This window comes from Pseudonocardia charpentierae (assembly GCF_031845345.1).
In the GTDB taxonomy this organism is placed as follows: Bacteria; Actinomycetota; Actinomycetes; order Mycobacteriales; family Pseudonocardiaceae; genus Pseudonocardia; species Pseudonocardia charpentierae.
In genome coordinates, this window is record NZ_JAVREJ010000021.1 from 75,796 (window position 1) to 90,014 (window position 14,219).

The 14,219-nt window shown below is 73.0% G+C and carries 12 protein-coding genes; 2 read left to right on the top strand and 10 right to left on the bottom strand.

What is annotated here, in order from left to right; genetic code table 11:
- The first annotated feature begins 36 nt into the window (after positions 1 to 36).
- Positions 37 to 1,512, top strand: a complete 1,476-nt coding sequence (locus tag RM445_RS25065) for a YibE/F family protein (protein ID WP_311559297.1) — start codon at positions 37 to 39, stop codon at positions 1,510 to 1,512.
- On the opposite strand, the gene RM445_RS25070 is transcribed toward RM445_RS25065, so the two are convergent.
- From RM445_RS25070 to RM445_RS25095, 6 genes are all read right to left on the bottom strand, one after another.
- Positions 1,394 to 1,996 carry a class I SAM-dependent methyltransferase gene (locus RM445_RS25070; RefSeq protein WP_311559298.1) on the bottom strand — a complete coding sequence of 201 codons (603 nt, stop codon included), beginning with the start codon at positions 1,994 to 1,996 and terminating at the stop codon, positions 1,394 to 1,396. The two genes, RM445_RS25065 and RM445_RS25070, sit on opposite strands and share 119 nt — an antisense overlap.
- Positions 1,993 to 2,757 (bottom strand): 3-oxoacyl-ACP reductase, encoded by a 765-nt coding sequence (locus RM445_RS25075; protein WP_311559299.1) that lies wholly within the window; start codon positions 2,755 to 2,757, stop codon positions 1,993 to 1,995. Before RM445_RS25075 ends, RM445_RS25070 begins: the two co-directional genes overlap by 4 nt.
- Before the next feature lie 48 nt (positions 2,758 to 2,805).
- Positions 2,806 to 4,182, bottom strand: a complete 1,377-nt coding sequence (locus tag RM445_RS25080) for an aldehyde dehydrogenase family protein (protein WP_311559300.1) — start codon at positions 4,180 to 4,182, stop codon at positions 2,806 to 2,808.
- 17 nt (positions 4,183 to 4,199) lie between these two features.
- A complete protein-coding gene (locus tag RM445_RS25085) occupies positions 4,200 to 5,579 on the bottom strand; it encodes a glutamine synthetase family protein (RefSeq protein ID WP_311559301.1) in 1,380 nt (459 codons plus the stop codon).
- Positions 5,580 to 5,723: 144 nt separating this feature from the next.
- Positions 5,724 to 7,022, bottom strand: a complete 1,299-nt coding sequence (hisS, locus tag RM445_RS25090; RefSeq protein WP_311559302.1) for a histidine--tRNA ligase — start codon at positions 7,020 to 7,022, stop codon at positions 5,724 to 5,726.
- Positions 7,019 to 7,708 carry an MBL fold metallo-hydrolase gene (locus RM445_RS25095; protein WP_311559303.1) on the bottom strand — a complete coding sequence of 230 codons (690 nt, stop codon included), beginning with the start codon at positions 7,706 to 7,708 and terminating at the stop codon, positions 7,019 to 7,021. Before RM445_RS25095 ends, hisS begins: the two co-directional genes overlap by 4 nt.
- A 72-nt stretch (positions 7,709 to 7,780) precedes the next feature.
- Here RM445_RS25095 and RM445_RS25100 point away from each other — a divergent pair, with 72 nt between their 5' ends.
- Entirely contained in the window at positions 7,781 to 8,635 is an 855-nt protein-coding gene (locus RM445_RS25100; protein WP_397469394.1) for a peptidylprolyl isomerase, read from the top strand.
- Between the two features lie 15 nt (positions 8,636 to 8,650).
- Here the strand turns inward: RM445_RS25100 and RM445_RS25105 are convergent, their stop codons facing one another.
- From RM445_RS25105 to secD, 4 genes are all read right to left on the bottom strand, one after another.
- Positions 8,651 to 11,005 (bottom strand): RelA/SpoT family protein, encoded by a 2,355-nt coding sequence (locus tag RM445_RS25105; protein ID WP_311559305.1) that lies wholly within the window; start codon positions 11,003 to 11,005, stop codon positions 8,651 to 8,653.
- Positions 11,006 to 11,075: 70 nt separating this feature from the next.
- Complete coding sequence (locus tag RM445_RS25110) at positions 11,076 to 11,621, bottom strand: adenine phosphoribosyltransferase (RefSeq protein WP_311559306.1); 546 nt, start codon at positions 11,619 to 11,621, stop codon at positions 11,076 to 11,078.
- Positions 11,618 to 12,895, bottom strand: coding sequence for a protein translocase subunit SecF (secF, locus tag RM445_RS25115; protein ID WP_311559307.1), 1,278 nt, complete (start codon positions 12,893 to 12,895; stop codon positions 11,618 to 11,620). Before secF ends, RM445_RS25110 begins: the two co-directional genes overlap by 4 nt.
- 1 nt (position 12,896) lies before the next feature.
- Positions 12,897 to 14,219, bottom strand: a 1,323-nt coding sequence (gene secD, locus RM445_RS25120) for a protein translocase subunit SecD (RefSeq protein ID WP_311559308.1), incomplete at its 5' end; no start/stop codon positions are given.

Below are 14,219 nucleotides of genomic sequence, written 5' to 3' on the forward strand. Positions count from 1 at the left end.
GTCGGACGGCGATCGGGCCGCGGGCAGGATGGCCCGGTGACCCGACCCGCCGCGGACCGCGACCGGGCCCCAGTGCGATCGGACGAGGCGCGGTCGGAGAAGGCCCGGCCGGGCGGCGGACGGCACGGCCGCGTCGTCGACGACCCGTCCACCGAGCCCCCGACCGAACCGTTGGCCCTGCCCGTGCCCGAGTCCGGCCCGACCCACGGGCACGCGGAGCCCGACCGCGAGCCGGACCCGACCGCCGAGCCGGTCCGTGCACGCGGGCCCGGCCACGACGTCGGCCACGGGCACGGACACGGCCCGGCCGCGCCGGCGGGCCGCCGGGTCCGCGTGCTGCTCGCCGTGCTGCTGGTGCCCTGCGCCCTCGCCGCCCTGGTCGGCCTGGTCCTCCTCCGTCCCACCGGTGGTCCGTCGCCCGCGCCCGGGACGGCGCTGCTGCAGCCGGTGCGCGGTCAGGTCACGGCCGCCCAGGTCACGGACTGCTCCCCCGGCGACGGGCAGGGGCGGTGTGCCGCGCTGGTCGTCGCCATGACCGACGGGCCGCGGTCGGGCCGCGACCTAGTCCAGCTGGTGCCTCTCGAGCCCGGCACTCCCCGCTTCACCGTGGGCGATCCCGTGGTGCTCGGCTGGTCGGGCGGCAACCCGGACGACCCCGGCTCCTACCAGATCGTCGACTTCCAGCGGGGCGGATCACTGGCCTGGCTCGCGGTGCTGTTCGCGGCCGCGGTGCTGGTCCTCGGCCGGTGGCGCGGCCTCGCCGCGCTGGCTGCGCTCGCCGTGAGCTTCGCGGTGCTCCTGCTGTTCGTGCTCCCGGCGATCCGGGCCGGGCACAGCCCGCTGGCGGTCGCCGTCGTCGGGGCCGGCGTGATCATGTTCGCGGTGCTCTACCTGACCCACGGACTGTCGGCACGCACGTCGACCGCCGTGCTCGGCACACTCGTGTCGCTGGCGTTGATCGGCGTGCTGGGTGCGACCTTCTCCGCGGCCGCCCGCCTCACCGGGCTGGACGACCAGACCACGGCTCTCGTCGCCTCGCTCGGCGTGGGCATCGACGCCCGCGGTCTGCTCCTGGCCGGCATGGTCATCGGGGCGCTCGGGGTGCTCGACGACGTCACGGTCACCCAGACCAGCGCGGTGTGGGAGCTGCGCCGGGCCAACCCGCAGCTGGGGGCGACGGCGCTGTTCCAGGCGGCGATGCGGATCGGCCGCGACCACGTCGCCTCGGCGGTGAACACTCTCGTGCTCGCCTACGCCGGGGCGTCGCTGCCGTTGCTGCTGTTGTTCAGCCTCTCCGGCCGCAGCCTCGGGGACGTCGCGACGAGCCAGGACGTCGCCACGGAGATCGTCCGGACGCTGGTGGGCAGCATCGGGCTCGTGGCGTCGGTGCCGGTCACGACCGCGGTCGCCGCACTGGTGGCGAGCCGGGAGGACGTGGAACCGGGACGCGACGGGCGAGCAGGGTCGCCTCGCCGTCGCGCTCGCGGTCGAGCAGCGTCTCGAGGTCGCTGAACGCCGTCCGCAGCTCCCCCGCCGGTGCCCGGAACGGCCCCGGACCGGCGTCGACCTCGGACAGCACGGTGATCGCGAGCACCCCGCCCGGGGCGAGCGCGGCGGCGAGATCGGCGTAACGGGACGGGTCGCGGAACAGCTGGCACACCACCACGTCGTACGGCCCCCGGCAGTCGGCCGGCAGGCCGGCATCGAGGTCGTGGGTGACCCAGCGGACGCGCCCGGCGACCCCGGCCGAGGCGGCGAGCCGGGCGCCGGCGGCCAGCCCGACCGGCGAGACGTCGACTGCGTCGACCACGAGGCCGCGCCGCGCCAGCCACACCGCGACGCCGCCGCGCCCGCAGGCCACGTCCAGCGCGCGCCCGGACACCGGCAGGCACGCGGTCAGCTCGGCAGCACCCGCCAGCGCACCCGGTGGGGCCGCGCCCGACGGCTGGGCGGCTCCGTGCCGCGCGTCCCACCGCGCCCGGTCGCCGCCGCTCACAGCGGCGTGACGTACGCCCCGGTCAGCCCGCCGTCGACGAGGAAGTTCGCCGCCGTGATGAACGACGCGTCGTCGCTGGCCAGGAAGGCCACGGCGGCGGCGATCTCCGCCGGCTCCGCGAAGCGGCCGAGGGGCACGTGCACGAGCCGGCGCGCCGCACGGTCGGGATCCTTGGCGAACAGGTCCATGAGCAGCGGCGTCGCCACCGGCCCCGGAGAGAGCGCGTTCACCCGCACGCCCTGCCGGGCGAACTGCACGCCCAGCTCGCGCGTCATCGCCAGCACCCCGCCCTTGCTGGCGGTGTAGGAGATCTGCGACGTCGCGGCGCCCATCGTCGCGACGAAGGAGGCCGTGTTGACGATCGACCCCTTGCCCTGCGCCAGCATGTACGGCAGCACGGCCTTGCACCCGAGGTAGACCGACGTCAGGTTGACGTCCTGGACCCGGCGCCAGGCGTCGAGTCCGGTGTCGAGGATCGAGTCGTCGTCCGGCGGCGAGATGCCGGCGTTGTGGAACGCGACGTCGATCCGCCCGTAGGCCTGCTGCGTCTGCGCGTAGATCCGCTCGTTGTCCTCCGGGCTGGTGACGTCCGCGGCGACGAACATCCCGCCGAGGTCGTCCGCCAGCGCCTTCCCGGCCTCCTCGTCGAGGTCGACGACGACGACCGTGGCGCCCTCGGCGGCGAGCCGCTGCGCGGTGGCGCGCCCGATCCCCCCGGCTCCACCCGTGATCACGGCGACCCGGTCCGCGAACCGTTGCACGCGTTGCTCCTCCTGCTTCTCTCAGCCGGCTCGTCTCGGCCGGCCCGGTCAGTCGTCGGCGAAGAAGACGTTCTTGACCTCGGTGAACGAGTCCAGCGCGTCGGGCCCGAGTTCACGGCCGAGGCCGGAGCGCTTGAACCCACCGAACGGCGTCGAGTACCGCACCGACGAATTGGAGTTCACCGACAGGTTGCCGCTCTCCACCGCGCGGGCGACGCGCAGGGCGCGCCCCAGGTCCCGGGTCCAAATCGACCCGGAGAGGCCGTACTCGGTGTCGTTGGCCAGCGCGACGGCCTCGGCCTCGTCGTCGAACGGCAGCACCGCCACGACCGGGCCGAACACCTCCTCGCGCCAGACGGGGTCCGCCGTCGACCGGGGCAGCACGACCGTCGGCGGGTACCAGTAGCCGGGGCCCTCGGGTGCGCTCCCGCGGAACGCGACGTCCACCGGGCCGCCGTCGGCGCCAGCCCCGTTCTCGACGAAGCCGCGGACCCGGTCGCGCTGGCCCGCGCTGATCAGCGGCCCCATGTCGACGTCGGGCTCGGCGGGCGATCCGACCCGCAGAGCCGTGACCTCGGGCTCCAGCAGCTCCAGGAAGCGGTCGTACGCCCCGCGCTGCACCAGGATCCGCGAGCGCGCGCAGCAGTCCTGGCCGGCGTTGTCGAACACTCCCGCGGGCGCGCTCGTCGCCGCGCGCTCAAGGTCCGCATCCGCGAAGACGATGTTCGCCGACTTGCCGCCGAGCTCGAGCGTGACCCGTTTGACCTGGTCCGCGGCCTGGCGCAGGATGCGTGTGCCGACCTCGGTCGAGCCGGTGAACACGATCTTGCGCACGTGCTCGTGGGTGACCAGCCGCTCCCCGACCACCGAGCCCTTGCCCGGCAGCACCGTGAACACACCTGGCGGGAGGCCCGCCTCACGCCCCAGTTCGGCCAGCCGCAGGGCCGTCAGCGGGGTGAGCTCGGCCGGCTTGAGCACGACCGTGTTGCCGGCCGCCAGGGCCGGCGCGAACCCCCACCCGGCGATCGGCATGGGGAAGTTCCACGGGACGATGATCCCGACGACGCCGAGCGGCTCGCGGAAGGTGACGTCCATGCCGCCCGCCACCGGGATCTGGCGGCCGAACAGCCGCTCCGGGGCGGCGGCGTAGTAGTCCAGCACGTCGCGGACGTTGCCGGCCTCCCAGCGGGCGTTGCCGATCGTGTGGCCGGCACCCCGGACCTCCAGTTCGGCCAGCTCGTCGACGTGGGCGTCGACGACCGCGGCGAAGCGGCGCAGCAGCCGGGCCCGGTCGGCCGGCGCGACCGCACGCCAGGCGGGCCCCGCGGCGACGGCCCGGGCGACGGCCTCGTCCACCTGTGCGGCGTCGAGAGACTCGACCTCGGTGACGACCTCCTCGGTCGCGGGGTCGAGGACTGTGTGCATTCCTGCGAGAACTCCCACTAGAACCGCTCGAACCCCCGCTTGCGCTCCCAGTCCGTCACCGCGGCCTCGAAGGCCTCGAGCTCGACGTCGGCAGCCCGCAGGTAGTGCGCGACCACGTCCTTGCCGAACGCCGCCTCGGCCAGCTCGGACGCCGCGAACAGTTCGCGGGCGGCGCGGAGCGTGCTGGGGACGCGGGCGGAGTCGGCGTCGTAGGCGTTGCCGACGAACGCGGGCTCCAGTTCCAGCTTGTTGCGGACCCCGTGCAGGCCGCCGGCGAGCATCGCGGCCTGTGCCAGGTAGGGGTTGACGTCGCCGCCCGGCACCCGGTTCTCCACGCGCAGCCCGTTGCCGTGCCCGACCACCCGCAGGGCGCAGGTCCGGTTGTCCTCGCCCCACGCGACGGCCGTCGGGGCGAACGATCCCGGCTGGTAGCGCTTGTAGGAGTTCACGGTCGGCGCGTAGAGCAGGGTGAACTCGCGCAGGGTGGCGAGGACGCCGGCCACGAAGCTCGTGAAGACCGGGCTGCGGCCCCCCTCGCCGTGCCCGTTCCCTCCGTCACCGTCGGCGAACACGATCGCGCCGTCCGTGCCCCGCAGGCTCATGTGGATGTGGCACGAGTTGCCCTCGCGCTCGTCGTACTTGGCCATGAAGGTGAGCGACTTGCCGTGCTTCGCGGCGAGCTCCTTCGCGGCGGCCTTGAAGACGACGTGGTTGTCCGACGTCCGCAGCACGTCGTCGTAGCGGAAGGCGATCTCGTGCTGGCCGAAGTTGCACTCGCCCTTGGACGACTCCACCGTCAACCCGGCGCCGTACATCGCGTTGCGGATGTCGCGCATCAGCGGCTCGTCCGCGCTCGTGCCGAGGATCGAGTAGTCGACGTTGTACCGCGTCGAGCCGGTCAGCCCCTGGTAGTGGGCGTCGAACGCGTCTTGGAAGGAGTCGGTGAACACGATGAACTCCAGCTCGGTGCCGCCGAGGGCGGTGAACCCGAGCTGCTGCGCCTCGTCGACCTGGGCCCGGAGCACCTGGCGGGGCGACTGACGCACCGGCGTGCCGTCCAGCCACGACAGGTCGGACTGCACCATCACCGATCCGGGCAGCCACGGCGCGTTGCGCAGCGTGGACATGTCTGGGGTGATCACGAAGTCGCCGTAGCCCTGCTCCCACGACGACATCTCGTAGCCGGAGACGGTGTTCATGTCGACGTCCACGGCGAGCAGGTAGTTGCAGCCCTCCATGCCGTGCGAGGCCACCTCGTCGAGGAAGAACCGGGCGTGCACCCGCTTGCCCTGCAACCGGCCCTGCATGTCGGTGAAGACCACCAGCACGGTGTCGACGTCCCCGGACTCCACCCGCTCGGTGAGCTCGTCGGTGGTCAGCGGGCGCTGCGGAGTCATTGGGGGCATCGCACGGTTCCTCTCGTCTCAGGTCCTTCTGGCGGAACACTAGTACTCACGATGCGTGAGCGGCACGCCCGCTGTTGCTGGGCCGAACGTGGGATCGGCGATATCGTCGTGCACGGAACGCGACGGCCGGCGTGATCAGCCCAGCGCCGCGATCACCGACCCGGCGGCGCCGTCCAGCGGCACCGACGTCTGCTCACCGGTCGCCAGGTCCTTGAGGCCCACCTGCCCGGCCTCGAGATCGCGCTCTCCGAGGACCAGCGCGAACCGCGCACCCGACCTGTCGGCGGCCTTCATTGCCCCCTTGAGCCCGCGTCCGCCGTAGGCGAGATTCACCCGCACCGCGGCCTGTCGCAGCTCCGCCGCCAGCACCACCAACCGCCGCCGGGCGGCGTCGCCTAGCGGCACTCCGAAGACCTCGCAGCGGGCCGTCGACCATGGAGCAGCGGATCCCTCCAAGCCCTCGACCCGACAGGCGAGCAGCGTCCGGTCCACCCCGATGCCGTAGCCGACGCCGGACAGCGGCTGCCCGCCGAGCACCGCCATCAGCCCGTCGTAGCGGCCGCCCCCGCCGATCCCGGACTGCGCGCCGAGCCCGTCGTGGACGAACTCGAAGGTCGTCTTCGTGTAGTAGTCCAACCCGCGCACCATCCGCGGGTTCTCGACGTAGGCCACGCCCAGGTCGTCGAGGTGCTGCTTCACCGCGGCGTGGTGCTCCGCGGAGGCCGGGGACAGGTGGTCGACCAGCAGCGGCGCGTCCGCCAGCCGGGCGCGGACCTCCGGGCGCTTGTCGTCGAGCACCCGCAGTGGATTGATCTGCGCGCGGTGCCGTGTCGCCTCGTCGAGGTCGAGGCCGGCGAGGAAGTCGCGCAGCAGGGCCCCGTAGGCGGGACGGCAGTCGGCGTCGCCGAGCGAGGTCAGCTCGAGGCGGTAGCCCGTGAGCCCGAGCGCCCGGAACCCCTCGTCCGCCACGGCGATCACCTCGGCGTCGAGCGCGGGGTCGTCGACGCCGATCGCCTCGACCCCGACCTGCTGCAACTGCCGGTAGCGCCCCGCCTGCGGCCGCTCGTAGCGGAAGAACGGCCCCGCGTAGCGCAGCTTCACCGGCAGGCCGCCGCGGTCCAGTCCGTGCTCGATCACCGCCCGCACCACCCCGGCGGTGCCCTCGGGGCGCAGCGTCACCGACCGGTCGCCCCGGTCGGCGAAGGTGTACATCTCCTTGCTCACGACGTCCGTCGACTCGCCGACGCCGCGGGCGTAGAGCCCGGTGTCCTCGAACACGGGCAGTTCGATGAGCCCGTACCCGGCGCGGTCCGCGGCGGACTGCAGCGTGTTCCGGACGTGCTCGAACCCGGCCGACTCGGGCGGGTAGTACTCCGGGACGCCCTTCGGCGCGGCGAACGCCGTCGGCCGGCTGGTGGCGGTCTCGGCGGTCACAGCCCGCGCCCCGGCGCCGGGACGTCGAGACCCTGCAGGAACGGGTTCGACTCCCGTTCACGGCCGATCGTCGTGGCCGGGCCGTGCCCGGGCAGCACGTACGCGGCGTCGTCGCGGGTCAGCAGCTTGTCGCGCAGGCTGCAAATCATCTGCGCGGAGTCGCCCCCGGGCAGGTCCGTCCGCCCGATCGACCCCGCGAACAGCGTGTCGCCGGCGAGGATCACCTCGCCGCCCTCGTCCGTGGCGGTGGTGAACACGATCGACCCCGGTGTGTGGCCGGGCGTGTGGTCCACCCGCAACGCCAGCCCGGCGAGCTCGAGCGCAGCTCCGTCGTCGAGGGTGCGGACCTCGCGCGGCTCGCGCATCTCCAGCCGGCCGCCGAAGAAGGAGAGCGCCTCGCGCGAGAGGCCCTTCATTGGGTCGGACAGCATCGCCCGGTCGTCGGGGTGGATGAAGGCCGGCACGTCGTGGCCGTCGCAGACGGGAGCGACGGAGAAGGTGTGGTCGAAGTGCCCATGGGTGAGCAGCACCGCGACCGGGGTGAGCCGGTGCTCCCGGAGCAGCTCCTCGAGCGGCTCGACGGCGTCCTGCCCGGGATCGACCACGACGCACGCCTCCCCTGGACCGGAGGCCAGCACGTAGCAGTTGGTCTGGAACGCCCCTGCGGGGAAACCGGCGACGAGCACGCTTTCAGAGTAGTCACGGGCCCTCACGGGGCTTTCAGGTCGGATCGGTAGGGTCGCCTGCGAGCAGGAGGGATGCACGTGGCGACGAACCAGATGCGACGCGATGCGGCCAAGCGGAAGCTGGCCAGCCAGCAGGCGCGGCGGGCCCAGCAGGCCGCCCGGAGGCGGCGGATCGCCGTGATCAGCTCGGCTGCGGTCGTCGTGGTGGTCCTGGTGGCCGTCGTGCTGCTGTCGACGATCGGCCGAGGTGGCGACGACGCCCCTGCCTCGGCGGCTCCCTCCGACGCCGCGAACGCGAGCACCGCCGCGGCACAGCCGGCCGCGACCGGCCCGGGGACGTGCGCCTACCCGTCCGACGGCAACGCGGCGAAGCAGAACACCCCGCCGTCGACCGAGGGGGTGTCGAACGAGGGCGACGCCTCCGTCGCCCTCGCCACGTCGGCAGGCCCGATCGGCCTCACGCTGAACCGCGCCGAGGCGCCGTGCACGGTGAACAGCTTCGTCAGCCTCGCCGGGCAGGGCTACTTCGACGGCACGAGCTGCCACCGCCTCACCACCGGCGAGGGCCTCAAGGTGCTGCAGTGCGGCGACCCGACCGGCACCGGCACCGGCGGCCCCGGCTACACGATCCCGGACGAGGCGCCGACGACACTCGCCCCGTCGCCGTCGGGCGGCGGCACCGTGACCTACCCGCGCGGCACCCTCGCGATGGCGAAGACCGCGCAGCCGAACTCGGGTGGCAGCCAGTTCTTCCTCGTCTACGCCGATTCGACGCTGCCGCCGGACTACACCGTCTTCGGCACGATCGACGAGGCCGGGCTGGCCACGATCGACAAGGTCGCCGCAGCCGGCACGGACGACAGCAACGGGACGGGCGACGGCAAGCCGAAGACGCCGATCGAGATCCAGACCGTCACGGTCTCCTAAGCTCGGCCGTCAGGCTCAGGTGGCGGACGTCACCCGGTACACGTCGTAGACGCCCTCGACGTTGCGCACGGCCCGCAGCAGGTGCCCGAGGTGCTTCGGGTCGCCCATCTCGAACGTGAACCGGGAGACGGCGACCCGGTCGCGCGAGGTCTGGACCGACGCCGAGAGGATGTTGACCTTCTCGTCGGCGAGCACCTTGGTGACGTCGGAGAGCAGGCGGTGCCGGTCCAGCGCCTCCACCTGGATCGCGACCAGAAACACCGAGCCCGGCGAGACCGACCACCGGACGTCGACCAGCCGCTCGGAGCGCGCCTGCAGGTCGCCCGCGTTCGTGCAGTCGGTGCGGTGCACGCTCACCCCGCCGCCACGGGTCACGAACCCGAGGATCTCGTCGCCCGGCACGGGCGTGCAGCAGCGGGCGAGCTTGGTGTAGAGCCCGTCGACGAGGCCGTCGTCGCCGGCGACCACGACCCCGGCGTCGCCCGTGGACTTGCGCTGGCGGACCGTCGACGGGGTGGCCCGCTCGGCGAGCTCCTCCTCGGCGTCCTCGACCCCGCCGAGCAGCGCGACGAGCCGCTGCACCACGTGCCGCGCCGAGACGTGCCCCTCGCCGACCGCGGCGTAGAGCCCCGACAGGTCCGGGAAGTGCAGCTCGCGGGCAAGCGCCGCCATCGCGTCGGCCGACACCAGCCGCTGCAGCGGCATGCCGGTGCGCCGGGCCTCGCGGGTGATCGCGTCCTTACCGGCCTCGATGGCCTCTTCGCGGCGCTCCTTGGCGAACCAGTGCTTGATCTTCGTCTTGGCCCGCGGCGACGCGGCGAAGGCCAGCCAGTCGCGGCTCGGGCCGGCCGTCTCGGCCTTGCTGGTGAAGATCTCGACGACGTCGCCGGACTCCAGGCGTCGCTCCAGCGCGACCAGCCGGCCGTTCACGCGCGACCCGATGCACCGGTGGCCGACCTCGGTGTGCACCGCGTAGGCCAGGTCCACCGGCGTCGACCCCGTCGGCAGCGTGATCACGTCGCCCTTGGGCGTGAAGACGAAGATCTCCTTGGCGGCGAGGTCGAAGCGCAGCGACTCGAGGAAGTCACCCGGGTCCGCAGCCTCACGCTGCCAGTCGAGCAGCTGGCGCATCCACGCCATCTCGTCGACGTCGACGGCCTGGCTCCGCCCGTTGCTACTCCCGCGTGTCTCCTTGTAGCGCCAGTGCGCGGCGATGCCGTACTCGGCGGTGCGGTGCATCTCGTGGGTGCGGATCTGCACCTCGAGCGGCTTGCCGTCGGGCCCGATCACCGTGGTGTGCAGCGACTGGTATACGCCGAACCGCGGTTGGGCGATGTAGTCCTTGAACCGGCCCGGCATCGGCTGCCACAGCGCGTGCACCATGCCCATCGCGGCGTAGCAGTCGCGCACCTCGTCGACGAGCACGCGGACGCCGACCAGGTCGTGGATGTCGTCGAAGTCGCGGCCCTTGACGATCATCTTGCGGTAGATCGAGTAGTAGTGCTTGGGGCGGCCCTCGACCGTCGCGGCGATCCGCGCCGAGTCGAGCTGCTGCATGACCTCGTCGATCACCTGCTTGAGGTAGGTGTCGCGGGACGGGGCCCGGGTGGCGACCAGCCGGACGATCTCGGAGTACTTCTTCGGGTGCAGGATCGCGAAGGACAGGTCCTCCAGCTCCCACTTGACCGTGGCCATCCCGAGCCGGTGGGCGAGGGGGGCGAGCACCTCGAGGGTCTCGCGCGCCTTCTTCTCCTGCTTCTCCGGCGACAGGAAACGCATCGTGCGCATGTTGTGCAGCCGGTCGGACAGCTTGATGACCAGCACGCGCGGGTCGCGGGCCATCGCGACGACCATCTTGCGGATGGTCTCGGCCTCCGCGGCGTTGCCCAGCTCGACCTTGTCCAGCTTGGTGACGCCGTCGACGAGGTGCGCGACCTCCTCGCCGAAGTCGGCGCGGAGCTGCTCCAGCGAGTAGCCGGTGTCCTCCACCGTGTCGTGCAGCAGGGCCGCCACGAGCGTGGTGGTGTCCATGCCGAGCTCGGCGAGGATCGTCGCCACGGCGAGCGGGTGGGTGATGTACGGGTCGCCGGACTTGCGCTTCTGACCCGAGTGCTTCTCGTCGGCGACGTCGTAGGCGTGCTGCAGCAGCGCCAGGTCCGCCTTGGGGTGCAGGGTCCGGTGGACGCTCGCCAGCGGCTCCAGCACCGGCGCGACCGGCCCGACGCGCTGAGGGGTCATCCTGCGGGCGAGGCGGGCGCGCACCCTCTTGGTGGCCGACGTCTTGGCCGGCGACGAGGGGGGCGGCGGCGAGCTGTCTGCGCGCGCCTCGGTCTCCGGGACCGGCGGCGCGGCCGGTTGCAGGTCGGTCATCCGCAGGCCTCCACCTGTCGAGGATAGCCCGCACGGCGCGCGTCGCGGCCCCGGTCCCCGCGGCGGGTGGTCAGTACGACAGCAGTGCGTGCACCGGGATCCGGCCCAGCCGGGCGCGTCCGCCCAGGTCCACCAGCTCGATCATCGCCGCGAACCCGACGACCTCGGCTCCCACGGCGCTCACCAGGTCGCACGCCGCCACGGCCGTGCCGCCGGTGGCCAGCACGTCGTCGACGACGAACACCCGCGACCCCGGCGCCACCGCGTCCGCGGGCAGTTCCAACGTCGCCGTGCCGTACTCCAGCTCGTAGCTGCGCGAGGCCGCGACCAGGGGCAGTTTGCCGGCCTTGCGCACGGGCACGATGCCCGTGCCCGCGGTCAGCGCCGCGGCGGCACCGACCAGGAACCCACGCGCCTCCACCCCGACCACGACGTCGGCCTCGCCGACCAGCGCCGCGAGCGCGACCGAGACGGCGGTGAAGGCCTCGGCGTCGGCCAGCACCGGGGTGATGTCGCGGAACACCACGCCCGGCTCGGGGAAGTCGGGAACGTCGCGGATCAGCGCGCCGACCCGGGCCAGCGGGTCGTCGTCGAAGACGGCCGCACCGTCGGTCACCGGCGCCGCTTCCCGGTGGGCCGGGAACTCTTGCCGGTGGGACGTTCGCGGCTCCCGGTCGGGCGGCGGGCCGGTGCCGTACGGGAGGGGACGCCGGCCGCGGCGGCCATGGCGCGCTCCCGCCGCAGCTCGCCCGCCAGCGCGTCGTCGTCGCTCGGGTCGAGGTCGCCGGGTGTGGACGCGCCGGCCGCGCCGGTCACGGCCGCAGCCGCCCGGGCCCGGCGAGCGGCGACGCGACGCGCCTGCTCGCGGATGCGCGGGTCGCGCTGCTTGAGGTCGACCAGGATCGGGGTCGCCAGCAGCACCGACGACGCGGCGCCGGCGATGATGCCGACGATCTGCACGAGCGCCAGGTCGGCCAGCGTGCCCACCCCGAGCAGCCCGACGCCGACGACCATCAGGCCCACCACCGGGAGCACCGCGATCAGCGAGGTGTTGATCGAGCGCATCAGCGTCTGGTTCAGCGCGAGGTTGGCCGCTTCGGAGTAGGTGCGGCGGGTGAGCCCGAGCAGCCCGCGCGTGTTCTCCTTGACCTTGTCGAACACCACCACGGTGTCGTAGAGCGAGAAGCCCAGGATCGTGAGCAGGCCGATCGCCGTGGCTGGGGTGACCTCGAACCCGATGATCGAGTAGACACCCATCGTCACGACGACGTCGTGGACGAGGGCGACCAGCGCCGCGATCGCCATCGCCCGCTCGAAGTAGAACGCCAGGAAGATCGTGACGAGCACCAGGAACACCGCCAGCGCGATGAGGGCCTGGCGGGTGATCTGGCCGCCCCAGGTGCCGCTCACGGCGGTGTCGCTGATCGCCGACGGCGAGGGCGCGCCGTTGCTGCCGATCGGTTGGAACCGGTCGAACAAGGCCTGCTTGAGCGCGACGGTCTGGGAGGGGTCCAACGGCTCGGACCGGATCAGTACCGACGCCGCGGGCCCCTGACCGATGGTCTGCACCGCCGCCGGCTCCTGGCCGACCGTCTGCTCGTACACGCCGCGCACGTTCTCGACGTTCGCGGGCGCTCCCGCCCCGGCCGCCGGGAACTGGAGCTGGGTGCCGCCGGTGAAGTCGATGCCGAGGTTGAACCCCCGGAAGACGATCGAGCCGACGCACACCAGCACGAGGGTGCCGAACAGGAGGTACCAGAGCTTGCGCCGGCCGACGACGTCGAAGGCACCCGTGCCGGTGTAGAGGCGCGAGAAGAAACTGGCCTTCGCCCCGCCGTCGCGCTGCCCCGTCGTGTCCGTCCCTGTCGTGTCGACGCCTGTGTCGGTCACGTCAGCCTCCCTTCACGGCAGCGGCGCGGCGAGCTGCACCGATCCGCGCCACCGAGCCCAGCCCGGACCACGCCGGGCTGCTGAACACGCGGTTGTTCGACGCCAGCGCCACCAGCGGGTGGGTCACGAGGAACACGACGAGCAGGTCGAGCACGGTCGACATGCCGAGGGTGAACGCGAAGCCCTTCACCTGCCCGACCGCCAATGCGTAGAGCACTGCCGCGGCCAGAAAGCTGACGGCGTCCGCCGACAGGATCGTCCGCCGGGCCCGCACCCAGGCCCGCGGCACCGCCGACCGGAAGCTGCGGCCCTCGCGGACCTCGTCCTTGAGCCGCTCGAAGAAGATCACGAACGAGTCGGCGGTGATGCCGATCGCCACGATGAAGCCGGCGACGCCCGCGAGGTCCAGGGTGAAGCCGACCCACCGCCCGAGCAGCACCAGGAAGGCGTAGACGACCACTCCGGAGAGCACCAGCGAGAGGATCGTGAGCACGCCGAGCGCCCGGTAGTAGAACAGGCAGTAGACGAACACGAGGGCGAGGCCGACCCCACCGGCGATCAGCCCGGCCTCGAGCGACGCGAGCCCCAGGGAGGCCGACACGGTCTGGGCTTCGGACGACTCGAACGACAGCGGGAGCGACCCGTAGCGCAGGACCCCCGCGAGGTCCTGCGCCTCGGCCTGGCTGAACTGCCCGGTGATCTGGGTGGGCCCGAAGATCGGGCCCTGGATGGTGGGCGCGGAGACGACCTCGCCGTCGAGCACGAAGGCCACGTTCTTGCCGACGTTCCGCGACGTGTAGTCGCCCCAGATCGCCGCTCCGTCGCTCTTGAAGGTCACGTCGATGACCCAGCCCGCACCCTGGCTGTTCTGTGCGGCCTGCGCGGTGGAGATCTGCGTGCCCTCCAGGAAGCTCGGGCCGAGCACGTACTTCTCGGTGCCGTCCTGGTTGCAGCTGACCAGCGGGAGCGTCGGGTCGTCGTACCCGCGCAGCGGGTCCGTCGCCGCGCAGTCGAGCGCCTGCAGGGCCTGGGCCTGCACGGTCGCGTCCGTGCTCTGACGGGTCGCGCGGGCCGCGTCGATCGCCGCGGCCGCGGTCGGGTCGGCCGGGGTCGCCGCAGTGCCGGCGCCCGGGGCGGGTGTGGCCGGCGGCGCGGTGGCGGGCGCGGAGGGCTGCGCGGACGGCTGCGCGGACGGCTGCGCGGACGGCAGGGCCTGGACGAACCCGACGGGCGCGACCGGCGTGCTGACCACGGAGCCCGCCGCCCCTTGCGGGGGCAGCGTGGGATCCGGGGTGGGATCCGGGGTGGGATCCGGGGTGGGATC

Bases quoted from the DNA above. Each gene is read 5' to 3' on its own strand.
- RM445_RS25080 (WP_311559300.1), bottom strand. From the start codon at position 4,182: ATGCACACAGTCCTCGACCCCGCGACCGAGGAGGTCGTCACCGAGGTC.
- RM445_RS25085 (WP_311559301.1), bottom strand. From the start codon at position 5,579: ATGACTCCGCAGCGCCCGCTGACCACCGACGAGCTCACCGAGCGGGTG.
- RM445_RS25100 (WP_397469394.1), top strand. From the start codon at position 7,781: ATGCACGTGGCGACGAACCAGATGCGACGCGATGCGGCCAAGCGGAAG.
- RM445_RS25105 (WP_311559305.1), bottom strand. From the start codon at position 11,005: ATGACCGACCTGCAACCGGCCGCGCCGCCGGTCCCGGAGACCGAGGCG.